Origin of the sequence: Serratia sp. ME47 (genome assembly GCF_903970925.1) — a bacterium.
Lineage (GTDB): Bacteria > Pseudomonadota > Gammaproteobacteria > Enterobacterales > Enterobacteriaceae > Serratia > Serratia ureilytica.
In genome coordinates, this window is the sequence record NZ_CAJCKE010000004.1 from 299,944 (window position 1) to 306,752 (window position 6,809).

The 6,809-nt window shown below is 57.5% G+C and carries 6 protein-coding genes; 4 read left to right on the forward strand and 2 right to left on the reverse strand.

Features of this window, described 5'->3' with window-relative positions; translation table 11 throughout:
* Positions 1 to 4: 4 nt before the first annotated feature.
* Positions 5 to 418 (reverse strand): CoA-binding protein, encoded by a 414-nt coding sequence (locus tag H7A77_RS07185; protein ID WP_033642598.1) that lies wholly within the window; start codon positions 416 to 418, stop codon positions 5 to 7.
* A gap of 256 nt (positions 419 to 674) precedes the next feature.
* On the opposite strand from H7A77_RS07185, the gene H7A77_RS07190 reads away from it, so the two are divergent.
* Together H7A77_RS07190 and H7A77_RS07195 are read left to right on the forward strand one after the other, a co-directional pair.
* Positions 675 to 1,340, forward strand: coding sequence for a DUF2057 family protein (locus tag H7A77_RS07190; protein WP_108680409.1), 666 nt, complete (start codon positions 675 to 677; stop codon positions 1,338 to 1,340).
* A gap of 121 nt (positions 1,341 to 1,461) precedes the next feature.
* A complete protein-coding gene (locus H7A77_RS07195; protein WP_033642596.1) occupies positions 1,462 to 1,920 on the forward strand; it encodes a methylglyoxal synthase in 459 nt (152 codons plus the stop codon).
* A gap of 33 nt (positions 1,921 to 1,953) precedes the next feature.
* On the opposite strand, the gene helD is transcribed toward H7A77_RS07195, so the two are convergent.
* Positions 1,954 to 4,008, reverse strand: coding sequence for a DNA helicase IV (helD, locus tag H7A77_RS07200; RefSeq protein ID WP_182073981.1), 2,055 nt, complete (start codon positions 4,006 to 4,008; stop codon positions 1,954 to 1,956).
* Between the two features lie 166 nt (positions 4,009 to 4,174).
* On the opposite strand from helD, the gene H7A77_RS07205 reads away from it, so the two are divergent.
* Positions 4,175 to 4,627: a YccF domain-containing protein gene (locus H7A77_RS07205; protein WP_025302313.1), complete on the forward strand. Its 453-nt coding sequence runs from the start codon at positions 4,175 to 4,177 to the stop codon at positions 4,625 to 4,627.
* Between the two features lie 26 nt (positions 4,628 to 4,653).
* Positions 4,654 to 6,789, forward strand: coding sequence for a YccS family putative transporter (gene yccS / locus H7A77_RS07210; protein ID WP_182073982.1), 2,136 nt, complete (start codon positions 4,654 to 4,656; stop codon positions 6,787 to 6,789).
* Positions 6,790 to 6,809: the final 20 nt, after the last annotated feature.

Below are 6,809 nucleotides of genomic sequence, written 5' to 3' on the forward strand. Positions count from 1 at the left end.
TTATTTAGCGCTCCAGCCCCAAACGCGGGATTTCGATTTTCGGGCAGCGATCCATCACCACCTGCAGCCCGGCCTGTTGCGCCAGCACTGCCGCCTGGTCATTAATCACGCCGATCTGCAACCACAGCGCCTTGGCGCCGATCGCTATCGCCTCTTGCGCCACGCCGTAGGCTGCCTCCGAATTGCGAAAAACGTCGACCATATCGACCGGCTGCGGGATGGCGGCCAGCGTGGCATAAACCGGCTGCCCCAACAGCGTCTGCCCCGCCAGTTTTGGGCTCACCGGGATCACCTGATATCCCTGCGACAACAGATAAGCCATCACCCCATAGCTGGGCCGCGACGGGTTATCGCTGGCGCCCACCAGCGCGATGGTTTTCACCTGCTGCAATAACTCAACAATCTCTTGATCTTGCATCTTCAACTCCCGTTTATCACTGCGTCACTCTTCCGTTTCGAGTGTAACCGATCGGCATTCGCGCGGCTAAACGCTACGCGCAGGAAACTTCAGCGTAATCTTATGGTCTGAGGCTGTCGCGGTTCAGCCACGCACAGACGTGTCTAATTACAAATAAATATGTAAAAATGTAAATAAAATACCCAATTGAAAAATTTTGACACAACCTATGCCATGTTCAACACTTAGAGCTACGTCACTTTATAAGGAGATAATGATGAAATTTGGTCTGGTGGTTGCGGCGTTGCTCAGCATCAGCATGCCTGCCGCGGCTACGACCCTGAAACTCTCCCCGGACATCGATCTGCTGGTGGTCGACGGCAAGAAAATGACAGGTTCGTTGTTAAAAGGCGCCGACAGCCTTGAACTGGATGGCGGACAGCACCAGCTGCTGTTTAAAGTGACCAAAACCGTACGTTCCGGCCAGCATACGCAGGCCTATGCGTCCCTGCCGCTGGTTGCCACCTTCAATACGCAAAAGATCAGTCAGGTGGCGATCGAACTGCCGCGCATCGAGAACGATCGTGACGCGCAACGCTTCGATAAAACGCTGAACTATCGGGTGGTGGATAAAGAGGGTAATGCCCTGCCGTTCCAGCATGATGTGCTGCATCCCGACAGCGTCACCTTCAATGCCGATTTGGAAAAGGTGATGACGGATTACAATCGCCAAAGCCGCCCGGCTTCCGTCCCGCTTTTCGTCCAGCCGAACGCAGGCAACACAACAGCCTCCCTGCCGGCCGGCGCACCGGTGAATGCCCCGACGGTGACGCTGAAAGGTGAAAACGTGTCGGAACAGATGCTGCAATACTGGTTCCAACAGGCGGACAAGGAAACCCAGAAGCGCTTCCTGCACTGGGCCAACAAACAACCGGTTCGCTGATCCCTCCCGGCGCCTTAGCCGCGAAGGCGCCTTTTCTTCGCATTTTCAGCTGCAAACGCTAGGCAGTGAAAAACAGTTTCAGTAATCTGTCGCACATCACCGATTAGCGAAGGACACTGAGATGGAATTGACCACCCGCACTATCGCCGAGCGCAAACACATTGCGCTGGTGGCGCACGATCACCGCAAACAGGCCCTGCTGGAGTGGGTTGAAAGCCACAAGACCATTCTGGCGCAGCACCAGTTGTACGCCACCGGCACCACCGGCAACCTGATCCAGCGTGCCAGCGGCATTCCCGTCACCAGCATGCTGAGCGGCCCAATGGGAGGCGATCAGCAAGTCGGCGCACTGATTGCGGAAGGCAAGATAGACATGCTGATCTTCTTCTGGGATCCGCTGAACGCGGTTCCGCACGATCCGGACGTGAAGGCGCTGCTGCGGCTGGCGACCGTCTGGAATATTCCGGTGGCGACCAACCGTTCGACCGCTGATTTTTTGATTGACTCTCCGCTGTTCAAAAGCGAGGTGGCTATCGCCATCCCCGACTATCAGCGTTACCTGCAAGACCGCCTGAAATAGTCCTTTCGGCCTGGCTACCGCCAGGCCAGCTGCTTACGGTTTTTTCTGCACCGGAACGCCAAGCTCACGCAGGTGGTCGACGAACACCGAAGGACGTTCACGATCCTGCAACAGCCATACCTGATGTTTGGCGCGAGTCAACGCGACATACAGCAGACGGCGCTCTTCAGCATCCGGAAAGTCCTCCGGCTGCGGCAGTAACACCTCTTCCAACACCGACTCGCGCGCCACGGCGGGGAAGCCGTCACGCCCCTCATGCAAACCGGCGATGATGACGTATTCCGCCTGCTGCCCCTTGCTGGCGTGGATGGTCATAAACTCCAGATCCAGCTTTGGCCAGCGGGTGGCCGCTTTCGCCAGCGCTTCCGGTTTCAGATGGTGGTAACGCGCCAGCACCAGGATGCGCTCATCCGGCTTGGCGTAGCCGCTCAGCTTGTCCAGTAGCGGCTCCAACTGCTCGTGCGGCAGGATCGTCACCGACTTTTTATTGCCCTTGCTCAGGCTATTGAGCGGTTTTTTCAGCTGGTGCGGGTTCTGCTGCACGAACCGGTTGGCCACCTCGCCGATACGTTCATTGAAACGATAGGTGGTATCCAGTGCGCACTGCGCGCCTTCGCCGAAGTTCGTGGCGAAGGCCGTGGTTAACGTCAGTTCTGCGCCGCTGAAGCGATAAATCGCCTGCCAGTCATCCCCTACAGCAAACAGGCAGGTCTGCTTGTTCTGTCGGCGCAATGCCGCCAGCAAGAGCGCACGCTGCGGTGAGATATCCTGAAACTCGTCGACCAGAATATGTTTCCACGGGCTGACGAAGCGCCCCTTGTCGAGAATGTTGACCGCCTGATGGATAAGGCCGGAGAAGTCCACCGCCCCTTCCTCTTTCAAGGCGCTTTTCCAGGCTTTCAGCAGCGGCGCCATCAGCCTGATGCGTTTTGAAAACAGATCGCGGATTTCTTCATCCGCCTGCTCGATCATTTCCGCCTGGTTGCCGCCATGCATGCGCATCAGCCCCAACCAGCGTTCCAACCGGCTTGCCAGGCGATCCGCCAGGCGCTTATCCTGCCAGAAGTCGCCTTCCGGCACTTCCCATTCCAGCTCTTCGGTCAACCATTGACGCCACCCCTTGGCCTGCGCTTTCTTCTCCGCGCACTGTTGGCGCCAATGGGTGATCAGCAGCTCTTTGCGCGCTTTGGCATCGGTTTCCAACCGGCTGATGGCCGGCGCTTTGCGGCTGCCTTGTTGAATGATTTGCAGCGCCAAGGCATGGAAGGTCTTGGCCTGAATGCCGACATCCCCCAAACGTTCTTTGATGCGGTCGTTCATCTCGCCGGCGGCCTGACGGCCGAACGCCAACAGCAAGATTTGACCCGGCTCAGCCTCCTGACGACGCAGCAGCCAGCCGGCGCGCGCCACCAGCACCGACGTTTTGCCGCTGCCGGCGCCGGCCAACACCAGCACGGAATCCTCGCCATTGACCACCGCCCGGCTCTGGGCGTCGTTGAGCGGCGAACTCTCGACGGTCTGGAAGAAATCATGGTGTTGATCCAGCATGCGCTCGGTCCACTGCCGGTTGCGTTGCTCGATACTGCGCTCCCCCTGCTGCAACCATTGCAAACACAGATGGTAATCAGCCCGGCAGTTATCGAATTCCTCCAGGCGCGCCACCGGCATCGGTAGCGCGGAGAAAGCCTCGCGAATTTGCTGCTGCAGCTTGCCCAGCTCAGACTTTTTGAACCATTTATCTTGTTGTTCAATGCGCTTAATCTGCGCCACCTGCTGTTGCAACACGCCGGCGCTGACGTCGCTCATTTCGGCGCTCCACTGCTGCCACGCCTGCTGCAGAAAGTGATAAAAACGCTGCGTTTCCTGCCATTCGGTGCCGTGCAGCCGCACCACTTTTTCGTCCGGTAATTCAAATTCCAGCTCGCCCCAGACGATGCCACGCTTGCACCTGACCTGAATCAGTTGATTGAAGGGGATCAGATATTCATGTTTTTCCCCGCTCACCTCAACGCCGGCGTGCAACAACCGCACGCGGTTATAAGGGTGCTGAGCCAGGTGTTTCCCCAGCGATGTCGCTTTAAGTTCCATATCGTCGCGCCATGACTATGTTGAGATTAAATAACGGATATCTGCCAGTTTACCTGCGATAAGCAGTGGCACTCTAGCGCTAAAAAAAGGGTAGAATAGATTTTGCGTTTTTATCGTGAATACGCCCGCATCGCGGTTTGGCTATCATTAGAGCAGAATGACGTCTATGCGTACTGTACTGAATATTCTTAATTTTGTGTTGGGCGGTTTCTTCACCACGCTAGGCTGGCTTATTGCTACGGTGTTCAGCGTGCTGCTTGTCATCACACTGCCGCTTACCCGCTCCTGTTGGGAAATCACTAAGCTGTCGCTGGTGCCGTTCGGCAACGAAGCGATACACGTCGATGAACTGTATCCGGAAAAAAGCAATGCGCTGCTCTCCGCCGGCGGCTCACTGCTCAACATTATCTGGCTGGTGCTGTTCGGCTGGTGGCTGTGTCTGTCACACATCGCCGCCGGTATCGTGCAATGCGTTTCAATCATCGGCATTCCGGTCGGCATCGCCAATTTCAAAATAGCCGCCATCGCGCTGTGGCCGGTGGGACGCCGCGTCGTCTCGGTAGAAATGGCTCAGCAAGCCCGTATTGAGAATGCTCGCCGCCACTATCAACAGCGTTAATTTTTTCTCCGTTTGAGGAGTTTTTCGTGCTCTCTTTTGCACCCGCAGTTCGTCGTTATACTTACAACAGCAACCTGCTGTATCACTTGCGCATCCTCATTGCGCTGATCGGCACCACCGCCGTTCCCTGGTGGCTCGGCATTCCCAAGCTGACTATCCCGTTAACGCTGGGCGTGGTGGCAGCCGCCCTGACTGATTTGGACGACCGCCTGGCCGGCAGATTACGCAATCTGCTGATCACGTTGGTATGCTTCTTTATTGCTTCCGCCTCGATTGAGCTGCTGTTTCCCTACCCTTGGTTGTTCGCGCTTGGCTTAACCACCTCGACCTGCGGTTTTATCCTGCTGGGCGCCTTGGGGCAACGTTACGCCACCATCGCCTTCGGTGCGCTGCTGATCGCGGTTTACACCATGCTCGGCACTTCCATGTACGATGCCTGGTATCAGCAACCGCTGCTGCTGGTGATCGGTGCATTGTGGTACAACCTGCTGACGCTGGCGGGCCACCTGCTGTTCCCGATCCGACCGCTGCAAGAAAACCTGGCGCGCTGTTACGATCAACTGGCCAATTATCTGGACGCCAAAGCCAACCTGTTCGATCCCGACGCCGAACGCGACGCCGATCTGCCATGGATGGACGTCGCAATGGCCAACAGCGCGTTGGTCGCGTTACTCAACCAGACCAAAGCCTCGTTATTGACACGCCTGAAAGGCGATCGCGGCCAGCGCGGCACCCGTCGCACCTTGCACTACTATTTTGTCGCGCAGGATATCCACGAACGCGCCAGTTCTTCTCACGTTCAATACCCTGCGCTCAGCCGGCAATTCCGTCACAGCGACATTTTGTTCCGCTTCCAGCGTTTGCTGAGTATGCAGGCGCGCGCCTGCCGCCAGCTGGCGCAATCTATCCTGCTGCGGCAAAAGTACCAGCACAACCCGCGTTTTGAGCCGGCTTTCAGCCGCATTCAGGAGGCGTTGGCGCGCATCGCCGAAACCCAGGGCAATAGCGAACAGACCAAGGCGCTGGCGCATCTGCTGAAAAACCTGCATGCGATAGATGCGCAGTTGGCCAATATCGAGTCCGAGCAAACGCTGGCGAGCGGACAAGCGGAAGAGAACAGCCTGGCCGACGATCGTTTGACCGGTTGGAGCGACATCCGGCTGCGCATCAGCCGCCATTTAACGCCGCAGTCGGCCCTGTTCCGCCATGCGATCCGCATGTCGGTGGTGCTGTGCGTCGGTTACGCCTTTATCCAGTTCACCGGTATGCAGCACGGTTACTGGATCCTGCTGACCAGCCTGTTCGTCTGCCAACCGAACTACAACGCCACCCGCCGGCGCCTGGCACTGCGCATCATCGGCACTCTGGCAGGTATCCTGATCGGCCTGCCAATCCTCTATTTCGTGCCTTCCGTAGAAGGGCAACTGGTGTTGATCGTCATCACCGGCGTCCTGTTCTTCGCTTTCCGCACCGTGCAATATGCCCACGCGACGATGTTCATCACGCTGCTGGTGTTGCTGTGCTTCAACCTGTTGGGTGAAGGATTCGAAGTGGCCGCCCCGCGCGTTTACGATACCTTGCTGGGCTGCGCCATCGCCTGGGCGGCCGTCAGCTTCATCTGGCCAGACTGGAAGTTCCGCCAACTGCCGGCGGTGGTGGATAAAACGCTGAATGCCAACTGCCGCTATCTGGACGCCATTTTGGTGCAATATCATCAAGGTAAGGATAACGGCCTCGCTTACCGCATCGCACGACGAGATGCCCATAACAGCGATGCGGAACTGGCTTCGGTCATCTCCAACATGTCAGCCGATCCCAAGGCCGACAAAGCGCTGCAGGAAGCCGCCTTCCGCTTGCTCTGTCTGAACCACACGCTCCTGAGCTATATCTCCGCATTGGGGGCGCACCGCGAGCGGCTGAACACCCCGGCCACGCTCGATCTGCTCAATGACGCCGTGTGTTACGTGGACGGCGCCCTGCATCAGGAAGAACGGAACAGCCAGCGCATTGCGCAGGCGTTGGAACAGCTGGCGGAGCGCATCAGCAAAGCCGTTCCGGAACCTGAAAGCAAAGAACAATTGGTCTTGCAGCAGGTGGGATTGGTGCTCGAACTGCTGCCGGAGCTCACCGCGCTGCATGCCCAAATCAATAAGGCAGCCTAACTATTCAGGGCCCGTTCGAT